The sequence below is a fragment of the Pseudomonas shirazensis genome (genome assembly GCF_014268785.2).
In the GTDB taxonomy this organism is placed as follows: Bacteria; Pseudomonadota; Gammaproteobacteria; order Pseudomonadales; family Pseudomonadaceae; genus Aquipseudomonas; species Aquipseudomonas shirazensis.
The window spans coordinates 1075874-1094944 of record NZ_JABWRD020000001.1; the positions used below are offsets into that span (position 1 = coordinate 1075874).

Sequence of the window (19071 nt, forward strand, 5' to 3'; positions counted from 1 at the left end):
TGCCCCCATGACCGACATCGAGCGCTACGTCCGCGCCGCCACGCGTGACAATACCCGGCGCAGTTACCAGGCCGCCGTCGAGCATTTCGAGGTGCGCTGGGGCGGTTTTCTGCCGGCCACCGCCGACAGTATCGCCCGCTACCTGGTCGAGCACGCTGAACAGCACGCGGTCAGTACGCTGCGCCTACGCCTGGCGGCCCTGAGCCAATGGCATATCAGTCAGGGCTTTCCCGATCCGACCAAGGCACCCTTGGTGCGGCAGGTCCTGCGCGGCATACGCACCTTGCACCCGGCGCCGGCCAAACAGGCCGCGCCGCTGTTGCTGCAACATCTGCAGACCGCTGTCGCACGCTTTGAACAAGAAGCGCAGCTGGCGCGTGAACGAAATGACATGCCCGGCTTGTTACGTGCGCGCCGGGATGCGGCCTTGCTACTGCTCGGTTTTTGGCGTGGCTTGCGCGGCGATGAGTTGGCACGCCTGCGCGTCGAGCATATTCAGGCCCAGGCCGGTGTCGGCCTTACCCTGTACCTGCCGCGCAGCAAAGGCGACCGCGAGGCACTTGGCGTACAGCACCGCACCCCGGCGCTGAAAGCGTTGTGCCCGGTGACGGCGTACCTGCAATGGCTGGAAGTGGCGGGCATTGCCCATGGCCCGGTGTTTCGCAAGCTCGATCGCTGGGGCAACCTGGGCCAGGCGCCACTGAACAGCAACAGCCTGATTGCCGTGCTGCGTGGCATGCTCGAACGCACCGGGGTGCCCGCCTCACTGTATAGCGGCCACTCATTGCGACGCGGTTTCGCCACCTGGGCCACAGCCAATGGCTGGGAGTTGAAGTCGTTGATGAGTTATATCGGCTGGAAGGACGCCAAATCCGCGCTGCGCTACATCGATGCAGCGCAGCGCTTTGGCGATCTGGCAGTCCTGCCCATTGCTCAGGAGCGCTTGCTCATTCCTTGAACGGATGGCGGGCAATCCCCGCCACTTCCGGGCGGATCATGTACAGGTCACCTGCATCCGGATAGTCGAGCAGCTGCGCCGGGGTCATGCCAAAGCGGGCGGTGGTGATGTACAGCGTGTCCAGCTCCGGGCCGCCAAAGCAGCAGCTGGTCGGCCGCGGCACCGGCATTACCACCTGGTCGCTGAGGTGACCGTGGCGGTCATAACGCAGCAGGCAGCTGCCGTTGAACTGGCACATCCAGATGCCGCCTTCCTTATCTAGCGCAATGCCATCCGGGCGACCCAGCTCGGCCGGGGTTTCGGCAAACAGGCTGATCTCGCCCAGCACGCCACCGGCGAGATAATCAGCACGGTAGATCGAACGCGCCACCGAATCGACGAAGAATAGCGTCTGGCCGTCTTGCGACCACGCCAAACCGTTGGGCAAGGACATCTCGCGATGGATCACTTCGGCATGCATTTCGTGATCGAAGCGGTACAGTGCGCCGGTCTTGCCGCTCGGGCCTTCGTCCATCAAACCGGTTACAAAATAGCCTTGGGGATCACAGGCGCCGTCGTTGAAGCGGTAGCTGGAGCGGTGATGCACGGGCGCCGAATACTGACGCACCTTGCCTTCGCCAAGGTCCAGCAGCGCAGCACTGGCATCCTCGGTGAAGATCAGATTGCCTTGGTCGGTCAGGGCCAGAGCGCCAATTTTCGCAGCGGATTCGTAAACCCGTTCGACATCGCCCTGCGGCGTCAGCCGGTTGATGCGGCCGCCGGAAATATCGACGAAATAGAGTAAGCCGCTGTGCGCATCCCAGACCGGGCTTTCACCAAGGTCGGCACGGGTACGGGCGACTTTGACTGGCGCGTAATGGCATTCCTTGATGCGACTCCAGCGCTCGGCGACTTCGCTGAGGCTGGCGGCTTCTACCCGGGCCAGATCGCGAGGATAGCTGACGCCGCTGTTCTCGCAGAAGCGTGTAGCGGTGAACTGGCCGTTGCTGGCGCGCAGGATGTAGCCGGTGTCGCGGCACAGTTCACTGGCCAGGTAGAGCAGGCCTGGGGTCACCCATCCAGGCTTGAGGTCCTCACTGGGCTGGCTCACTCCCCACATGCGGGTCTTGGCCACAGGCGAAATCGCATTGACCAGGATGCCGTGGGCCAGGCCTTCCATGCTCAGCGCATTCATGATCCCGACCTGGGCCATCTTGCCTGCGGCATAAGCCACTAGCCCAGGCTGGGCATAGCGCTGGTACATAGCGCGATCAGAGGTGGTCAGGACCACCCGCGGCGCCGCCGAGCGCTTGAGGTGCTTCCAGGCGTGCTTGGCCAGCCACACCGGCGCATGCACGCTGATGCCCAGCGCACGCTCGAGAAACGCCTCCTCTTGCTCTTCGATGTCCTGATAGCCGACCCAGCCGGCGTTGTGAATCAGGATGTCGAGTTGGCCGAACTGCTCGATGGCAAGGTCGATCAACTGCTGGCAGCCGGCCTCATCGTCCAGGCGGCCAATGTGCGCAACCGCCTCGCCACCCTGGGCCTTGAGAGCCTGCAACGCTTCAGTTACCAGTGCCTGATCTTCGCCTTCGCCGGCGCGATCGGTGCCCAGGTCACTGATCACTACCCGTGCGCCCTGAGCCAGCAGTGCCTTGGCATAATCCAGGCCAAGCCCCTGGCCTGCACCGGTAATAATCGCGACTTTATTTGTGAATGGCATCGACGAATCCCCCCGATTCTCATCCACAAACGATAACAATAAAAAAATCAATGACTTAATACTAAAAGCATGCAACCTTGATATCTAATAGATATCACCGGGACCCTGCAAGCGGATGGCTCCGCCCGGCCGGGTTACTCATATAGATAGCGCCAGTACTGGCGTCCAGGCTTCTGCGCCGCCCAAGCACACATTATGATGGCGCGCTTGCAGAGGGCCTGCGAGCCCACGCCCCTGCACCCGTTCGCCTCGATGAAGGAAAGTAGAATGATCGAGACCCGTTTGCTCAGGCAGTTCATCGCCGTGGCTGAGGAGTTGCACTTTCACAAGGCAGCTATTCGTCTGCACATGGCGCAGCCGCCTTTGAGCCAAGCGATCAACCGCCTCGAGGACAAACTCGGCTTCAGCCTGTTTCTGCGCAACAAGCGTGGGGTCAAGCTGACCGCCGCTGGCATGGCATTTCTGGAAACCGCTTATCGCACCCTCAAGGAACTCGAGCAAGGCATCGAGTACGCCCGCAATGTCTCCGAGGGCGTGTGCGGCAAGCTGACCATCACGGCCATTTCGATTGCCTACTACGAGTCGCTGCTGAACTCGCTGCGGCGCTTTCGCGAAAGCTACCCGAACGTGCGCCTGACCATTCGTGAAATGCCGTCGGCGTCCCAGGCCGCCGCCTTGTTGGCCGGCGAAGCCGACATCGCCTTCATGCGCAAGCTGCCACTGCCGCCAGATATCATCGAATCACGCCTGATTCTCAATGAACAGATCGTGATGGCCTTGCCGGCCCATCACGAAAAGGCTCGTCACGCCAACGTCGACCTGCGCGAATTCGCCGAAGAAGACTTCGTATTCACCCCGCAGGCATTGGGTAATGGCTACTACAGCCAGCTGATGGCGCTGTGCGAGTCGGCAGGCTTCTATCCCAAGGTGGTACAGGAAGCGTCGCAGATCCACACCTTGATCGGCTTGGTGGCCTGTGGCTTCGGTGTGGCCCTGGTGCCTGAATCGATCGCCAACTCGACGCTGCGTGATCGGGTCCTGTTCCGCCCGATCAAGCCCATTGGCGATCAGCCCAACGCCAGCATGGGCCTGTACATGAACTGGAGCAACCAGAACGCCTCGCCGGCGCTGGGCAGTTTCATTTCGATGCTCGACCTCGGCGCACCCAAGCGCTTCAGCGACACCCTCCTCGACCTCGCGGCCCAGGAAAGCATCCTCAAGCGCGACCTACACCGATAGCTGGTTGTGCCGCAGCCAGGTATCCAGCGCCAGTGCTGTTTCCAGGTTGTTACGGCGCAGCTGCGAGTTGAAATAGCCCTCGGCGTGATCCAGTTGCGTGATCAGCTGAGCTCGATCGATGACCGCGAACGCCGGGCTGTCGGCCGTTGCCAGCAGCTGCCGGGTGCGCTCGCGCAGAAAGCGCTCGTAGGCCAGGTTTGCCGAGGTCGGATAAGGGCTTTTCTTGCGCGCCAGTACGGCCGGTGGCAGTAGATCAGCCGTCGCCTGTTTGAGCAGCCACTTTTCCTCGCCTCCTCGACCTTTTATCGACCACGGCACGTTGTGCACGTACTCGACCAGCTCATGATCGGTATACGGCACACGCACCTCGAGGCTGGCGGCCATGCTCAAGCGGTCCTTGCGGTCGAGCAGGATCGGCAGCCAGTGGTGCAGGTGCAGGTGGCTGATCTCGCGCATGCGCCGCTCGACAGCGTCGTCGCCCGGCAGATGCTGCACTTGATCCAGTGCCTGGTGATAGGCGCTGTCCTGATAGCCGGCAAAATCGCAGTGGCGGTTGAAGTCCGGGTTTATCAGTTCTGCCTGCAGCAGTTGCATCCGTGACAACCAAGGCATCCGCGCCGCAGCGATGGCCTGCGGATCGCGACACCAGGCATAACCGCCAAACACCTCGTCCGCGGCCTCGCCTGAGATGGCCACCGTCGAGTGGCCACGGATGGCTTTGAACAGCAGATACAGCGAGGTATCGACATCGCCAAAGGTCGCCGCTGAATCATTGGCCAGGTACACCGCCTGCCTCGCCTGATCGGCAACCAGCTCGCAGTTGTCGATCAGGATGGTCTGGTGCTGGCTGCCGATATGCGCGGCGGCGGCCAGGGCATACGGCTCGTCGCGCTCCGGGCGGAAGGCATCGGCCTGGAACTGCTCGGCCTGGCCGACGAAATCCACCGAGAACGAATTGACCGTACCGCCCTGTTCGGCTTGCAACTTGCGCTGGGCCATCGCTGTGAGAATGGTCGAGTCAAGCCCGCCGGACAGCAACGAGCATACCGGTACGTCGGCATACAGCTGCTCGCCCAGCGCTTTACCCACCAGTTCGCGGGTGCGCTCAATGGTGCTTTGCAGGTCGTCTTGATGCTCACGTCGTTGCAACTGCCAATAGCGCTTGAGCTTGACCTGGCCGTTCGGCCGCCACGATAGCCGATGCCCCGGTGGCAGCTCACGAATGCCGCGCAGCGCCGTGCGCGAGCTGCCCCGCGACAAGCTCAGGGCATCGACCAGCCCCACCACGTCGAGCCGTTTGCTGAAATCCGGATGGGCCAGAATCGCCTTGATCTCCGAGCCGAACAGCAGGCCCTGGCCATGTTCGGCGTAGTACAGCGGCTTGACCCCGAGGCGATCGCGTACCAGCAGGAAGTGCCCGTCCCGCTCGTCGAACACGGCAAAGGCGAACATCCCCGACAGCTGCTCGCTGCAATGCTCACCCCATTCCAGGTACGCATGCAGCACCACTTCGGTGTCGCTGCGGGTCTGGAACTGATGCCCGGCCAGACGCAGCCGCTCGCGCAATTCGTTGTGGTTGTAGACCTCGCCGGTATACACCAGCGCCACTTGCTGGCCATTGCCGAAGCGGTAAGTCATCGGTTGTACGCCGCCAGCAAGGTCGATGATCGCCAACCGCCGGTGGCCGAGCAAGGCATGCCGGTGGCGCCAGCTGCCGCTGGCGTCCGGGCCGCGCAGGGCCAGGGTGGCGGTCATTGCCGCCAGCAGCGGCGCGTGTTGCTCCAGGTCGCGACTGAAGTCGACCCAGCCTGTAATTCCACACATGGTTGCCGCTCCTTATTGACCAGCCTCAGCGGCCGGCACCCGCCCGACCAGCGCTTGCAGGCGCTTGGCAATGTCCAGCAACTGCCGCTCGCTGTCGCGTCGGCCCATGATCTGCACCGACAGCGCCGCCTTGCCATCCGGGCTCAGGCATATCGGCACGGTGATGGCCGGAAGGCCGCTGAAGCTGGCCAGCGGGGTGAAGCTGATTTTCTGTGAATAGTCGCCGTCGGCAGGCGATGGGATGGTCGAGTCGCCGGGCTGCGGATCACGCCGGTCGAACGGCCGATTGGGGTCCATCGGGAATACCACGAAGTCCACCTGGGCGTTGTCGAACCAGCTGTCGATACCCGCTCGAACGCTGTCCATACGTTGCTGGATGGCGTTGTACTCTTCCTCGCTGACACCGGCACCGACGGCCAGTGCGCTCTGCGTCGACCAGTGCAGTTCGCAGTCGAACACCTGCTGCCACGCCGCAGAGGCCAGCCACGCATCACGGGCGCAGAGTTGCCAGGCGTCGCCGCGGCACGCCCACAGTTCAGGCATGTCGACATCACTGTCGGCCATTTCAAGCTGCACCACGGCGCTGCGCGCCTGAGCAAGCATGGCGAGCATCTGCGCGCTGGTCAGGCCCGGTTCCTGCACATGGCTGAGGAAACCGACCCGGTACTGCTGCTTGAGCGGCAGCTGCTCGCCGAGCAGACCATCGATGCCAAGCATCGGTAGCAGCAGGTCGAGGTCATCGGCGCTGCGCGCGACCCAGCCAAGGGCGTCCATGCGCGGAGACAGGGGGAATACGCCGGCCAGATTCCCGGCCTTGTGCGTCATGCGCAAGCCGACCATGCCGCAGTGCGACGCAGGCCAGCGGACCGAGCCGAGCACATCGGTGCCCAGCGAGATATCACACAGCCCCGCCGCCACCGACACCGCCGAACCGGTGCTCGAACCCGAAGGGTCGATGCTCGGGTACAGCGGGTTGCGGCAACCGCCACCAAAGGCGATGTTCAGTTCTGTGGTGGTTACCTTGCAGGTCAAGGCCACCCGTGGGTCCAGCCAGGTCAGTGCTTCGGCGCTGCGCGCTGGGTAGTGGCGGTAGCTGCGCAGGCCCAGTCGGGTCGGCAAACCCGCAACGTCGACGGTGTCCTTGACGCCCAGGCGGAACCACGGCGCCTCGGCCGGGCGGGTGCTGACCAGGCAACGGTAGTGGCCGTCGGCATGCACCGCCCATTGCTCATACTGCGCTGCCCAATCGGCGGCCAATGCTTGATTGGCCTGCAGTTGCGCATAGCGCTCACGCAGGGTCAGGGCCAGGTAATTCGGCACCTGTTGGCCAACTGCTGCGGGACCGCAGTTGGCCAGGTAGGCGTCGATAGCATTTTCGGTTTTAACGTATGACATCGGTGTATTCCTTGACAGTTGATGCCGCCGCCCAGGCTTGTGGCTTGCCTGTGGCAGACAGCGGTAAGTGATCAACGTGATGGATATGCAGCGGCCGCGGCGTGCCGGGCGGGAGGTGAGAAAACGCAGCCAGCACAGCCCCGCTGCTGACTGACGAATCGCCCAGCACTATGGTGTAGGCCTCGCCACGCAAACCGTCGCGTAGCGGCACGCAGGCCAGGCTTGCGCAGCCCAGCAGCGTGCCCAGTTCGGCGCCTAGCCGGGCCAGGTCGAGGCGAACGCCATTAACCTTGATCAGGCTACTGACCCGGCCCAGCCACTGCACCCGGCGCGGGTCGAGCACCTGCACCAGGTCGTCACAACAGTGGCTTGGCGCTGCGCAGGCCTGGCCCTGCTCACAGGCAATGCGTGGGCTGGCAATTTCCAGGGGCGCGGGCTGGCCTGCGGGCGTCAGTAGCTGAACGTCGTCAAGCAAAGTCCACGGCTGCTCCGGCGTGCTACTGGCATCCAGTTCGCGGACGGCAATCGCGCCGGTTTCGGTCGAGCCGAGCACCTCGATGAAACGCACCTGCGCATCGGCAAACTGCTGGACCACAGCCAGTGCGCCGGGTGGCAACATCGATGCGCTGTGCATGACCAACAGCGGGCGCTGGCCAGCCAGGCGCTTGAGCAGTGCTGGCAGCAGCTTCCAGGTACTGGCGATGGCCAGGATCACGCACTGGCCCTGGCCAGCCAGCGTTGGCAGTTGCTGTTGTTCGAACGAGCACAGCTGTAGCGCCGCCCCATTTACGCGCGCACCGGTTTCGCCGAGGATCTGCCCGTAGCTGTGGCTGACCGGGGCAAAGCTGATGATCTCGCTGACCTCGGGCGCCCAGCGCTGATAGATCAGCCGCGCCTCCTGCTCCATCTGCGCGCGGCTGCGCAGCCACTGGCGCGGCGCGCCGCTGGAGCCGGAGGTATGGAACATCTGCTCGGCGCTCACTCGGCGGCCTGCAGGGTGAGCTGGTCTTCGACCTTCTGCGCAACGAAGCGCTGCATCTTGTCCAGGGTCTCGAACCAGAAACGCACATCGTCGCTGAGGTAGTCCACCTCGATGCTGAACCGGTCCTCGACGGCAGTAATCACCTCGACTGCCATCAGGCTGTCGAAGCGCTCACCGAGAAAGTCGCGAAAGCTGGCCTGGCTGTCGATGCCGAGGACCTCGGGGCCGAGCAATTGGGCAAGCGTCTGGCGGATCTGGAGTTCGATGGAGGGGGTATTCACGAGCCGGTGCTTCCTTGTTGAGTGCTTGCGTTGATCAGTGCCGCGCCCGCGCTGTAGAACACCTGTTCAGGCGCGATCGGGTCAAATTGCAGATAGATGAAAGCTGTGCTGTAGCGGCTGCGCAGCCCCGCGTACAGGCCGTCGGCCAGGGTCTGCTGCGCGAGCATGTCGCGCTCGCTGGAGAGCGTGATGCGCACATGAAACTGCGCAGGCTGGCCGTCACGGTCCTGGCTGGGCAAAGGCATGCCGGCGCTGAACACGCAGTCCAGCGGCAGCGGCGCGAAGAACACCATGCAATGCGCGGGGTCGGCGCCCAGGCTCTTGAGAACGCGGGTAAAACCCAGCGCAATGCGCTTGCGCTCGATCAGCGGCAGCGGCGCGCAGGCGACGGTAATGGTCGGCATGCTTGGTGTCCTTATGACAGTTGCAGGTTGGGCAAATGGCGGCGGCGGCCGTCGACGAATGCCTGCAGCAGACGGCCCAGGCAGGCTGACAGCGCATCGCTGCCCTCCAGATACAGCGGCGACCAGGCAAAGCCTTGCGCGGTGCTGACCTTGTCGAGGAAGAAGCGCAGGTGAGCGATGTCCACCGGCAGCTCGAATGCCAACGCCATGGCCACCGCCTGATAGGTGCTGAGCAGGTCGGGGATACGTTGACCGTGATTGGCGAAGCCACCCTGACGAACCTTGTGCGCCGCCAGCAGCACAGCCGCAGCCTGCTGCACGGGTTGGCCGAGATAGGCAAGACAACTGAGCGCCTGCAAACCGGCGCGCAGCGATGAAGCGCCTCGCGGATAGGCGCTGTAGGTCAGACGCCCGCTGTCTTCATGCTGGCAGCTGCCGATAAACCGCTGCAGGCCATCCAGCGCCACGCAGCTGCTGTCTCCCAGCGACTGCAGGATGGCCACCGCGGCTGCAGTCGAGACCATGTCCGAGCCGCGTCCTTCCCAGAAGCCAAAGCCGCCATCCGGGTTTTGCAGCGAGGCCAGCCATTGGCCGATTGCCTGACGGGCCTGTGGCTGCTCGGCAAACGCCCCGGCTGCCAGTCCCCAGGCGGTGCAGCGCACCTCGGCACCGCGCCCGGGCATGTACATGATCCCGGCCTCGTTGGGCATCTGGCAGCCTTCGATCCAGCGCAACGCCGCAGCACGCTGGCCGCCGTCGAGGGTGCCGCCGAGGATCCCGGCGGCGCTGGTCAGCACATCCGCCGCCGTGCTCGCTTCGCGGTAGGTGTAGCCGCCACCCGGTGTGGCCAGGCTGGCGATATAGTCAGCGACTTCATCGGCCAGCCAGGCGACTGGCTGCCCGAGTGCTTTGAGTGAGCCCACCGCGCAGAACACCGCCCAGACGTCCTCGCCGTCATAACCCTGCCAGCGGACAAAACCGCCTGCGCCGCTGCGGCGGGCAACGATCCAGTCGCTGCAACGCTTTGCGTCCAGTGGTAGTGCGTGCAACTCTGCCAGGCTTGCAGTTGCCCGGTAGGTTGCCCACAGGCACGCCGACTCGGCCGACGCGCTGAAGCGAAAGCCGCCGTCAGCCAGCTGCTGCGTCTGCAACCAGGCGACCAAACGCGTGCGGTCCCACGCAGGCGCCGGCAGCCCGGCTCGTTGCAGTGCGCGGGCGGCCATCACGCCATAAAAGCAGGCGCGCGTATCGGCGACATCGCGCTCGGCAAACTCAGCCGACCAGCTCAGGCCACCATTGGCGCATTGCAGACCCTCAAGCCAGCGGTACAGCGGTTCACGCTGCTGGACCTCGCCTTGGCAGACTTCGAGCAACGTGCGCAAGGCGTAGTGCGTTGCCCAGGCATCTGCCGTCTGACCCGGGCACATAGCGTAGGCGTCGCCGTCGAACAAGGTGTGCAGCCATGCGGCAGTGGCGTCTGTGTCGCTGACTGTCGCCGCCAGATCCTTGAGGGTTTCGGTGCAATAGAAAGTGGCCCAGGCATCGGACGGCATACCCTTGCTCCAGGCATAGCCGCCATCACGGTTGCGCCGTGACTGGATATACGCCTGCAGCTGCGGCACATCGGCACTGCCCAGGCGCTCGACCCAGGCCAGGCTGCGGATCGCAGCGTAGGTGCACCAGAGGTCAGCCTGATGATTGGCCAGGCCCTGCCCTTGCGGAAACTTCGGCAACAAGGCGCTCATTGCGCACCGCCGACAAAGCGCAGATTGGTTTTTTTCCAGCTCTTTTGCGAGGCGCCGCTCTTGCTCAACACCGACAGGTTGTTGATGAACAGGATGCGGCTCCAGCGCAGGCGCATGTGAGCTTGCGAATGGGCCTGAAGGCGCGCCTCGATCGCCGCCTCCTGACCAGTGTCCCAGAGCACATCGCGCTCCAGGATCAGCGCGGCGCTGTCCTTGTCGCGGTCGACTTCGATCATGTAGCCCGTGGCGTCGCAGTTGCCGTAAACAACTTCCTCGACGGCGCGAATATCCAACGCCACGCCGCCGACTACCACGGCATCGTTGTCACGGCCATTGATCAGCAGGCTTGGGCTGAGCTGGCCGGCCTCGCAGGCGCCGCTGATGGTCACGCTGTCACCGGTATCCAGGCGCAGCAACGGCCGCGCATACAGGTTCAGCGGCGTTACCACCAGACGCCCGCTGAGACCTTGCGCCAGCGGCACCAGTTGGCCGTCCTCCAGCAGCAGTTCGAAGTAGTTGGTGGTGCAGGCCAGACGCATCTGTTGATCTTCGCCAACTGTCGCCAGGGTGCCGGTCTCGGTACTGCCGTAACTGGCATCGAATACCTCGCACTGCCACCAGCGCGCCAGGCGCTGGCGGAACGGCTGGGTGTTGACCTCGCCCAGCAGCATGATCGTCTGCACCGACAGGGCGAAGCCGTCGAGCATCCCCCGCTGTTTAAGGTAGCGAGTCAGCTGGACCAGCACGCCTGGGGCAATGAACAGCACGCTCGGCTGGTAGGTGGCGAAGGTCTTGCATACCCGCTCCCAGTCGGTGATACCGGTGGTAAACGGGTACAGGCGCACGTGGGAGACGTCCAGATAGTCGCAGACGTTGGCAATCAGATCGCCGACCGGGACGATATCCGACGGCATAAGGTTGGCGACCCTGGAGCCTGGTCTGAGTACCGCGCGCCACTGGCTGGCGACGCTGATGGCATTCCAGATGATGTCTTGCTTCAGGCGCGGAGTTGGCGTCGGTTCCCCAGTGGTGCCGGTGGTGGCGTAATAGCGCGCCGCATCACCCAGGCCGACCGTGCAGAAATCCAGCGGGGTGGCCTTGAGGCTAGCCTTGGGCGTGACCGGCAACTGGGCAAAGGCTACGCTGCTGAAGGGGCCAATATCCGCGTAATAGCAGCTATTGCGAGCTCGTTCCCAGGCGGCCTGCAATTTGCCGGTGTAAAAATTCTGACAAGGCATATTCCTGCCGAACTGGCGAAGTTCGCCCTCGGCTGCCGCTACGACTGAATGGTCGTTTTCCTTGTGAACCAACATCGCCCCGCCCTCTCGAATAAGTTGCGCCGAGAATTGGCGAGTGAAGACCTTGAGTAAAATACTTTTGGCGAAGCAGCGGTGATAGATCGAAAGTATTAGTAGCCCCTGAAATACAAGTTTAAGCCCCCGTCAGCGGCTGTGGTCTGCGCCACGCCCCGCGCGCTCTGGGGCAACTGCGCGTATCAGATTGAGACCTTTATTGTATTTCCCTTGAACTGTCGTCGCTGCGCACTATCGCCGCTCCTTGCAGCAGGTGCAGGGCGAACGACGACACTCAGGGAGCGACACCGATCATGCTGACTCAAGGCGCCAACGTGCCCGACGGCCCACTGGCCTGGAGCCTCAACTCCTGGCGCGATCGCAGCGCTGCGCAGCAACCGCTGTATCACGACCAACCTGCCCTTGAGCAAGCGCTGGCATACTTGCGCCAGGCCCCCGCGCTGGTCAGTCGGCAGTCGATCAGCCTGCTTACGGCCTTGCTGGCCCAGGCCCAGCAGGGCCGCGCGTTTGTCTTGCAAGGCGGTGATTGCGCGGAAGGCTTCACCCAGACCGATCAGGCTGCGCTGAATCGCTTTGTGCAATTGCTGCAGCAGATGAGCCAGCTGCTGACGCGGGGTGTACAGCGGCCAGTGATCAAGATCGGCCGCCTGGCTGGGCAGTACGCCAAGCCACGTCCCAGTGATATCGAAACCCGTGATGGCCTGAGTCTGCCGGTGTATCGCGGCGATATCGTCAACCAGGCCGAGTTCCGCGCAGCAGCGCGGCGGGCAGATCCGCAGCGCTTGCTTGCAGCCTATGCTCACTCGGCCGCGACCTTGCGCGATATCCGCACCCTGCAGGGTTTCATGGACAGCGATGGCCTGTGCGATCAGGCGTTGTTCATCTCCCACGAAGCCTTGCTGCTGGAATACGAGCAGGCGTTGACCCGGCAACAGGACGATGGCTGCTGGTTCAACCAGTCCACCCACCTGCCGTGGATTGGCCTGCGCACCGCCCAGCCCGACGGCGCCCATGTCGAATACCTGCGTGGGGTGAGCAACCCGGTGGCGGTCAAGGTCGGCGCTGAAACTTCGGCCAGCGCACTGCTGCAGCTGATCAAACAGCTTAACCCGCACAACCAGCCGGGCCGGCTGACGCTGATCCACCGTATGGGTGCGGCGCTGCTGGAACAGCACCTCGGGCCGCTGATCGACGCAGTAGAGCACGCTGGCGCACGGGTGTTGTGGCTGTGCGACCCCATGCACGGCAATACCCGCACCCTGCCCTGCGGCACCAAGACCCGCGCCTTCGATGACATCCTGGCGGAAATAGAGACGGCCTTCGCCGTGCATGCCCGGCATGGCTCGGTCCTCGGCGGGCTGCACCTGGAATTGACCGCTGAAGCAGTGACCGAGTGCCTCGGCGGCCCGAGCCAGCTGCAGCCGGAGGATCTGCACCGCTGCTATCTGAGCAAGGTGGATCCACGCCTGAATGGCGAACAGGCGTTTGCCTTGGCCCAGCACTTGAGCCGGATGCCGCCATGCCGTTAGCCATATACGTGTTTTCGCTGTGCACCTTTGCCTTCGGTTTGTCCGAGTTCGTGGTCGCCGGTCTGGTTTCGGCAATGGCGGACGATCTGAGCAGTTCAGTCGCTGCGGTGGGCGTGGCGATTGCGGCGTACGCGTTGGGTGCCGCCATCGGCGCACCATTGCTGACTGCGGCGCTGGCGAGCTGGCGTGACCGCTCGCTGATGCTGCTGACGGTAGCAGCGCTGGGGGTGGGCAGCCTGCTGCTGGCAAGCGTCGAGCAGGTGTTGACCTTGCACCTGGTGCGCTTTGGGATTGGCCTGGCCCACGGCGTGTTCATGGCGGTAGCGGCCAGTGTCGCAGTCAAGCTGGTAGCACCCGCACAGGCTGGGCGGGCATTGTCGGTGGTATGGATGGGCTTGACGGTGTCGTTGGCACTCGGGGTACCGCTGGGCACGCTGCTGGGCAGCTTCTGGTCGTGGCGGGTGATATTTGTCGCGCTGGCGCTACTCGGTTGTTTGAGCTTGATCGGCTTGCTGCGCTGGATGCCGGTTCAGGCCGGTGCGGTGGCTGCTCAGCCTGGCGCGGGGCTGAGCGGCCTGCGCGCCGTACTACTGCGGCCGTTGTTGTCCGTTGCCGTGGTGTCCATGCTGGTCAGCGTCGCGGTGTTCAGCTTTTTCAGTTACGTGTCGCCGTACCTGCTGGAGGTGAGCCAGGCCGGGCCACGCTTGTTGAGTGCGGGCATGCTGCTGTTTGGCGCCTGCACGATTGCTGGCAATCTGGTTGGCGGCTATGCCGGCGACCGCTTTGCGATAAACCGCTGCCTGTTGCTGGCCCTGCTCATGCTGGTGGTCACGTTAATGCTGCTGTATGTGTTCAGGCAGTCGCCATGGGCAGTGCTCGGCCTGGTCGGGGTGCTGGGGGCAGTGTTCTTCGCCATCGTCACGCTGTCCACGTTGCGCCTGCTCAACTTGGCCAAAAGCGTGGCGCCGCTCGCCAGCGGCGTGGCCTCGGGGTTGAACATTGCTGCGTTCAACCTCGGCACAGCGCTCGGCGGCGGGCTCGGTGGCCTTTTGATCGGTCAGCTCGGCCTGGCGTGGTTGCCGCTGGCAGGCGTCGGCGCCGGGCTGTTGGCAATTGCTGTGCTACTCAGCCAGACGCCTGCTGATGTGGCCTATGAAGCTGAAACTCAGCGCTGAGCCTTGGCGCACTGCCACAGCCTGGCAACATCGCTGGCACGCGCCTGCAGCAGTGCCGGCGCCTCGCTGCAGGCCTGAGCCAAGGTCATCGGCCCACTGGCCAGCGCAAACGCGGCATCGATGCCATGGCCGTACAGTTGCTGGTAACCCTCGCCCAGGGTGCCGGCCAGCACCACCACCGGCACACCATGACGTTTGGCAACCCTGGCCACGCCCATGGGCGTTTTACCGCGCAAGGTCTGCGCGTCAAAGCGGCCTTCGCCGGTGATGACCAGATCGGCGCCCTGCACCAGTGTATCCAGCCCGGCCAGCTCGGCGACCACCTCCACTCCAGCGCGGAAACGCGCGTCCATGAATGCCTTGGCCGCAAAGCCCATGCCGCCGGCAGCGCCGCTACCGGGCGACTCCCTGAGGTCTTTACCCAGCAGTTGCGCGCAATGGTCGGCAAAATGGCCAAGTGCGAGATCCAGCGCTGTCACCTGCTCAGGGCTGGCGCCTTTTTGCGGACCAAAAATCGCCGAGGCGCCATTCGCCCCACACAGTGGGTTGTCGACGTCTGCAGCGACTTCGACCTGCACCTCAGCCAGGCGCGGATCAAGCTCACTGGCGTCGATCCGGGCCAATTGCGCCAAGGCCAAGCCGCCTTCGGCCAGCGCCTGGCCATCGGCATCGAGCAAACGCAAGCCAAGGGCGCGGAGCATGCCGCTGCCGCCGTCGTTGGTGGCACTGCCGCCAATCGCCAGGACGATGCGTTGGGCACCCGCAGCCAATGCCGCGCCGATCAATTCGCCGGTGCCCCAGGTGCTGCTGCGACAGGCGTCGCGCTGCTCGCCGGGGACCAACTGCAAGCCACTGGCTTCAGCCATTTCGATGATTGCCGTGTGGCTCTCGGCGAGCCAGCCCCAGCTGGCCTCGACCGTCTGCCCCAGCGGCCCGCGCACCGCTTGGCGGCGCAGCTCACCGTGGCTGGCCGCGACAATCGCCTGCAGCGTGCCTTCGCCGCCATCGGCCATCGGACACTCGATCAGCTCGGCCTGCGCCCATACCTCGGCCAGGCCGCGCGCGATGGCCTGGGCGACAGCAGCGGCGTCGAGGCTGTCCTTGAACGAATCGGGGGCAATGACAATTTTCATGGGATTCTCCTGATCCTGTTGCAGCGATGCTGACAGTTGCGTCATCCGCAGGCCTCGGTCAGATGCACAAAAGCCCGGCGCCGTTGTTTGGGCAAACGCCTTTGCCACTCAGCTCAGTCGGCGGGCAACAGCTGCAAACCCAGATACAAGGTCAACATGCCGTCCAGCCGCTGTGGGTCGACTTCGCCCAGCTCGGCGATACGTTCCAGGCGATAGCGCAGGCTGTTGCGGTGGATGCCCAAGGCATCGGCACAGGCCTGGCTCTGGCCATCATGGGTGCACCAGGCGCGCAAGGTATTGAGCAACTGGCCGCTGGCGTCCTTGCTACGAATGCGCAGCAATGGCTCGAGCAATTCATCCAGCGCGTCGTCGTTGCGGTGACGCCACAGCAGTGCTGGCAAGCGGTAGCGGGTCAGGTTCAGCAAGCGCTCGGCAGGCAGCACTTCGCGCCCATAGGCAAGCAAATCACGTACCCGCCGGTAGCCGCGTCGCAATTGCTCAAGGCTTTGCGCTGCCGGGCCAACGGCCAGGCGCTGGACATGCCAGCCATGGCGCTGCAGCCGTTCGAGCAGGCGCTGTTCATCCAGCGCAACCGCTGCCGGCCGACACCACAACAGCGACTGACGGGCCGGGCTGACGCACCAGCCATCCGGGTAACGGCTCATCAGCCAGGTGGCCAAGGCTTCTGCAGGCGGTCCGGACTCCAGCTCGAACAGGCACGGCACCCGTGCCAATTGAGGCTTGAGGCCAAGTTGCTGGGCCTCGTCGAGCAAACGCGTCGAATCACCACTACTGCCCAGCAACAATGCCAGCAAGTCATCACAGCGCTGGCGTCGCCAGTGTTGCTCGACTTGCAGGTGACGCTGAGCCAGGAGCATCTCGGCGGTCATCCGCACCAGCTCGCCGTAGGTGCGCAATTGCTGCGGATCACCGGTCAGGCCGAGCACGCCGATCAAGCGGCCATCGAGCATCAGCGGCAGGTTGACGCCGGGCTGCACGCCCTTGAGGCACTTGGCCGCGTCATTATCGAGCTCGACGATCCGGCCATTGGCCAATACCAACTGGGCACCTTCATGGCGGGTGTTGATGCGCTCTGCTTCACCGCTGCCGAGGATCAGGCCCTGGCTGTCCATGACGTTGACATTGCACGGCAGGATGGCCATCGCCCGGTCGACGATATCCTGCGCCAGGTCATGGTCCAGTTCGAACATTCAACGGTCCTTGCAGTGATAGGATTTGGGCCGCAGCACAGCGGCCAGCGCTGACACCTGTGCATAAGCACAAAGACAGCCGCGCTGCGCTCGCCGAGACTCATCAGGCGAGCGCCGAAACAGGCGACGCGGTAACAATCATAACAACAGAGATCCCGATCATGGCACACAGCTCTGCCCCTGACCAAGGCCACGATAGCACCCGCAATGCGCTGTACCGGCGCATCACGCTGCGGCTGATTCCATTCATTTTCATCTGCTACCTGTTCAACTACCTCGACCGCGTCAACGTGGGTTTTGCCAAGCTGCAGATGCTCGATGCACTGAAGTTCAGCGAAACCGTCTATGGCCTCGGCGCCGGGATTTTCTTCATCGGCTACGTGCTCTGCGGCCTGCCCAGCAACCTGGCGCTGAACCGCTTCGGGCCACGGCGCTGGATCGCCTTGATGATGATCGCCTGGGGCAGCCTGTCGACCTGCTTGATGTTTGTCACCACGCCGACCGAGTTCTACGCCCTGCGCCTGCTCACCGGCGCCGCCGAAGCCGGCTTCTTCCCGGGCGTGGTGCTGTACCTCTCGCGCTGGTTCCCTGCGGATCGACGTGGGCGGATCATGGCCCTGTTCATGTCGGCGATCCCGGTTTCGGGGCTGCTTGGCGGGCCATTTTCTGGCTGGATTCTGCAGCACTTTGCCGCCGGCCAGCACGGTTTGGCGGGCTGGCAGTGGATGTTCCTGATCCAGGGCCTGCCGACAGTGGTGCTGGGCGTACTGGCGATCAAACTGCTCAGCGACGGTTACCAGAAAGCGCCGTGGCTCAGCCCGGCCGAGCGGCAGATCATCGAAACCGACCTTACCGCCGATGCAGCACGCAAGCCGGTCAGCAGCGGTGACAGCGTGTTGTCGGTGCTGACCAATCCGCTGATCTGGACCTTTGGCTTCATCTACTTCTGCATCCAGAGCGGCGTGTACGCGATTAACTTCTGGCTGCCGTCGATCATCAAGAGCATGGGCTTTGACAACCCATTGCTGATTGGCTGGTTGAGCGCGATCCCTTATCTGCTGGCCGGCCTGTTCATGATTCTGGTAGGCCGTTCGGCTGATCTGCGCAACGAGCGCCGCTGGCACCTTGTGGTGCCGATGCTGATGGGCGCGATCGGCCTGCTGATCGCGGTCAACTTTGCCGGCAATCCGCCGATTGCCATCCTTGGTCTGTCGATCGCGACCATGGGCGCCCTCACCGGTTTGCCGATGTTCTGGCCGATGCCAACTGCGTTGCTCAGTGCTGCCACTGCGGTGGCTGGCCTGGCGATCATCAACTCGGTCGGGCAGATGGCAGGCTTCCTCAGCCCGTATCTGGTGGGCTTCATCAAGGATCAGACTGGTTCCACCGATGCTGCACTGTACTCGCTGGCCGGGCTGATCGTGATCGGCAGCCTGGTGGCCCTGCGCGTCACCCGTGCAGGCGCCTTGAGCAGCGCCCGCGCCGATTGATACGGCTGAACGTTGCCGGGCCTGGCGCCCGGCAACACTTCAACGCCACAACGCGACGACCCCGCCCTCCTTGCCCAGCACCGGGTCCAACTCCGGCAACGCCACCTTGGCAATCCGCGCTACCGCCTGCGCGTGGCCACGGGCGTTGGGCCGCTCGATCTCGTAGTCTTCCTGCCCCCGCGGGTAACCGCCAACCACGACAAAGTCCTCACTACAGGTCACGCAGCGATGGCCGGTGCCCGCCGGCAGCACCAGCACGTCGCCCGCTTTGACGCTGATGGTCTGCCCGGCGGTACCACCCAGGGTCAAGCGCGCTTCCCCCTGCGCTACGCCCAGTACTTCATGCGCGTTGGGGTGGAAGTGGTGGTAGGGAAACACCCCATCTCGCCATAACGCAGGCCACCCGTGCACCTCGAACAGCGCCTCAAAGGCCGCCGCTCGGTCCGTGCCGTGTGGCCACTGCATCGCATAAAGCAACACCGGCAACAGGCTGTTCGGCGTCGAGCCGTCGTCGGTAAAACGTAGCTGGCGCGGCTCAACCGGCCGCGGCGCGATAGATTGCTGCTGGTCCATGATCTGCCCCTCCCAGGCTTGTATTCTGTTGAGAAGCTAGAATGCCGTCAGGCGTTCCATTTCAAGCAGGCGCTCACTGCCTCAGGCTTTTGCGCTATGGTTGCAGTCTGACCGGCA

Annotated in this window: 16 protein-coding genes and 1 pseudogene; 5 read left to right on the top strand and 12 right to left on the bottom strand. The window is 63.9% G+C overall.

The window, feature by feature from the left end; translation table 11 throughout:
* Positions 1-7 precede the first annotated feature (7 nt).
* The gene (locus HU736_RS04680; protein ID WP_186698063.1) at positions 8-958 is read left to right on the top strand and encodes a site-specific integrase; all 951 of its coding nucleotides are present in this window, start codon (positions 8-10) and stop codon (positions 956-958) included.
* On the opposite strand, the gene HU736_RS21750 is transcribed toward HU736_RS04680, so the two are convergent.
* Both HU736_RS21750 and HU736_RS21755 read right to left on the bottom strand, forming a co-directional pair.
* A complete protein-coding gene (locus HU736_RS21750) occupies positions 948-2000 on the bottom strand; it encodes an SMP-30/gluconolactonase/LRE family protein (protein WP_225913016.1) in 1053 nt (350 codons plus the stop codon). The two genes, HU736_RS04680 and HU736_RS21750, sit on opposite strands and share 11 nt — an antisense overlap.
* A gap of 63 nt (positions 2001-2063) precedes the next feature.
* Positions 2064-2660: pseudogene (locus HU736_RS21755) on the bottom strand (SDR family NAD(P)-dependent oxidoreductase); the annotation flags it as partial.
* A 267-nt stretch (positions 2661-2927) separates the two neighbouring features.
* Here HU736_RS21755 and HU736_RS04690 point away from each other — a divergent pair.
* The gene (locus tag HU736_RS04690) at positions 2928-3899 is read left to right on the top strand and encodes a LysR substrate-binding domain-containing protein (protein WP_186698059.1); all 972 of its coding nucleotides are present in this window, start codon (positions 2928-2930) and stop codon (positions 3897-3899) included.
* Here the strand turns inward: HU736_RS04690 and asnB are convergent.
* From asnB to HU736_RS04725, 7 genes are read right to left on the bottom strand one after another with little or no spacing between them, the layout of a single operon-like run.
* Positions 3888-5723, bottom strand: a complete 1836-nt coding sequence (asnB, locus tag HU736_RS04695) for an asparagine synthase (glutamine-hydrolyzing) (RefSeq protein WP_186698057.1) — start codon at positions 5721-5723, stop codon at positions 3888-3890. The two genes, HU736_RS04690 and asnB, sit on opposite strands and share 12 nt — an antisense overlap.
* Positions 5724-5735: 12 nt before the next feature.
* Positions 5736-7118: an amidase family protein gene (locus HU736_RS04700; protein WP_186698054.1), complete on the bottom strand. Its 1383-nt coding sequence runs from the start codon at positions 7116-7118 to the stop codon at positions 5736-5738.
* The gene (locus tag HU736_RS04705; RefSeq protein ID WP_189691610.1) at positions 7105-8085 is read right to left on the bottom strand and encodes a class I adenylate-forming enzyme family protein; all 981 of its coding nucleotides are present in this window, start codon (positions 8083-8085) and stop codon (positions 7105-7107) included. Before HU736_RS04705 ends, HU736_RS04700 begins: the two co-directional genes overlap by 14 nt.
* A gap of 11 nt (positions 8086-8096) precedes the next feature.
* Positions 8097-8381 (bottom strand): acyl carrier protein, encoded by a 285-nt coding sequence (locus HU736_RS04710; protein ID WP_103437340.1) that lies wholly within the window; start codon positions 8379-8381, stop codon positions 8097-8099.
* Complete coding sequence (locus HU736_RS04715; protein WP_150569239.1) at positions 8378-8785, bottom strand: hypothetical protein; 408 nt, start codon at positions 8783-8785, stop codon at positions 8378-8380. The genes HU736_RS04710 and HU736_RS04715 overlap by 4 nt, the downstream gene beginning before the upstream one ends.
* A gap of 11 nt (positions 8786-8796) precedes the next feature.
* On the bottom strand, positions 8797-10530 hold the full coding sequence (locus tag HU736_RS04720; protein ID WP_186698049.1) for a prenyltransferase/squalene oxidase repeat-containing protein: 1734 nt from the start codon (positions 10528-10530) through the stop codon (positions 8797-8799).
* Positions 10527-11768, bottom strand: coding sequence for a phenylacetate--CoA ligase family protein (locus HU736_RS04725; RefSeq protein WP_225912971.1), 1242 nt, complete (start codon positions 11766-11768; stop codon positions 10527-10529). The genes HU736_RS04720 and HU736_RS04725 overlap by 4 nt, the downstream gene beginning before the upstream one ends.
* Positions 11769-12136: 368 nt before the next feature.
* Between HU736_RS04725 and HU736_RS04730 the strand changes: the two genes are divergently transcribed.
* Positions 12137-13372, top strand: a complete 1236-nt coding sequence (locus tag HU736_RS04730) for a 3-deoxy-7-phosphoheptulonate synthase (RefSeq protein WP_186698045.1) — start codon at positions 12137-12139, stop codon at positions 13370-13372.
* Entirely contained in the window at positions 13363-14547 is a 1185-nt protein-coding gene (locus tag HU736_RS04735) for an MFS transporter (RefSeq protein ID WP_186698043.1), read from the top strand. Before HU736_RS04730 ends, HU736_RS04735 begins: the two co-directional genes overlap by 10 nt.
* On the opposite strand, the gene HU736_RS04740 is transcribed toward HU736_RS04735, so the two are convergent.
* Together HU736_RS04740 and HU736_RS04745 are read right to left on the bottom strand one after the other, a co-directional pair.
* Positions 14538-15680, bottom strand: a complete 1143-nt coding sequence (locus HU736_RS04740) for a glycerate kinase (RefSeq protein WP_186698041.1) — start codon at positions 15678-15680, stop codon at positions 14538-14540. The two genes, HU736_RS04735 and HU736_RS04740, sit on opposite strands and share 10 nt — an antisense overlap.
* Positions 15681-15793: 113 nt before the next feature.
* Positions 15794-16891: a sugar diacid recognition domain-containing protein gene (locus HU736_RS04745; protein ID WP_103437347.1), complete on the bottom strand. Its 1098-nt coding sequence runs from the start codon at positions 16889-16891 to the stop codon at positions 15794-15796.
* 161 nt (positions 16892-17052) lie between these two features.
* Here HU736_RS04745 and HU736_RS04750 point away from each other — a divergent pair, with 161 nt between their 5' ends.
* Positions 17053-18381, top strand: a complete 1329-nt coding sequence (locus tag HU736_RS04750; protein ID WP_186698039.1) for an MFS transporter — start codon at positions 17053-17055, stop codon at positions 18379-18381.
* Positions 18382-18420: 39 nt separating this feature from the next.
* Here HU736_RS04750 and HU736_RS04755 read toward each other — a convergent pair whose 3' ends face one another.
* Positions 18421-18954: a cupin domain-containing protein gene (locus tag HU736_RS04755; RefSeq protein ID WP_186698037.1), complete on the bottom strand. Its 534-nt coding sequence runs from the start codon at positions 18952-18954 to the stop codon at positions 18421-18423.
* Between the last annotated feature and the right edge of the window lie 117 nt (positions 18955-19071).